General features: G+C 32.5%; 2 protein-coding genes. Both read right to left on the bottom strand.

Annotated elements, in window-relative coordinates:
• Positions 1-73: 73 nt before the first annotated feature.
• A complete protein-coding gene (locus tag ESY88_RS20725; RefSeq protein ID WP_147088608.1) occupies positions 74-358 on the bottom strand; it encodes a helix-turn-helix domain-containing protein in 285 nt (94 codons plus the stop codon).
• A 45-nt stretch (positions 359-403) separates the two neighbouring features.
• Complete coding sequence (locus ESY88_RS20720) at positions 404-700, bottom strand: type II toxin-antitoxin system RelE/ParE family toxin (protein WP_223270924.1); 297 nt, start codon at positions 698-700, stop codon at positions 404-406.
• Positions 701-775 lie beyond the last annotated feature (75 nt).

Here is a 775-nt window from a genome sequence, read left to right as displayed (position 1 = left end):
CGTATGTACGGTGGTGTGAGAGGCGCAGTGGCGGTTATAAAACCGTCACCCGTCTACTCGATTGCCATTAGTACTATTCAGCTGTTAATTGAATTGATAGTCCCAAAGCATTGGCGAGTAAAGCAAAATTCGATAATTGAATATCCTCTCCATTTTCAATTCGGGAAATATATGGTCTTTTCTTTCCAACCTTTTCAGCAAGATTTTCTTGAGTCATATGTAATTCCTTTCTGCGATTTTTGATTATTTCTCCAAAATAGTAGGAAAAAGCATCTTCTCTAAATTCTCCACGTTCTTTTGAACCTTCTTTTCCGTAACGTTTGGCAATCAGTTCTTTTGCGTTTATCGATTTTCCCATAATTATTTTTCTTTTAGATAATCTTCTAATATTTTTTCGGCTTGTTTAATTGCTTTTTTTATAATCTTTAGTTCCTTTTTTCTGAAATCCACACAAACAAACAGCTTTTGTGCATTCGGCAAAATTCAGATGGTCGATAGCAAAGATTACAATTCGGTATTCATTCCCAGATTTAAACCTCAATTCATAAAATTGTGTTGATTGCAGTTTTTTCAAAAAGTTTGAGTTGACAATTTTAATTTCTCCAATAATTTCAATGAGTTGGAAGAACTTTAGCGAAACTCTGTCGTTTTGTTTGTCGATAAATTCCAAACATTCTTCTGTAATATCGATATCTCTCATATTGCAAATGTAACGAATTAGTTACAATTCTATTCCTTTTAGAATGAAATATTTCTTAAGAAGACGGATTTTTTT

This window comes from Subsaximicrobium wynnwilliamsii (assembly GCF_007997225.1).
In the GTDB taxonomy this organism is placed as follows: Bacteria; Bacteroidota; Bacteroidia; order Flavobacteriales; family Flavobacteriaceae; genus Psychroserpens; species Psychroserpens wynnwilliamsii.
The sequence above is the reverse complement of the archived record's forward strand: the minus strand, read 5'-3'. Positions and strand labels throughout refer to the sequence as shown.

Excerpts from the sequence above, each read along its gene's own strand:
- ESY88_RS20725 (WP_147088608.1), bottom strand. The coding sequence starts at position 358 with ATGGGAAAATCGATAAACGCAAAAGAACTGATTGCCAAACGTTACGGA.
- ESY88_RS20720 (WP_223270924.1), bottom strand. The coding sequence starts at position 700 with ATGAGAGATATCGATATTACAGAAGAATGTTTGGAATTTATCGACAAA.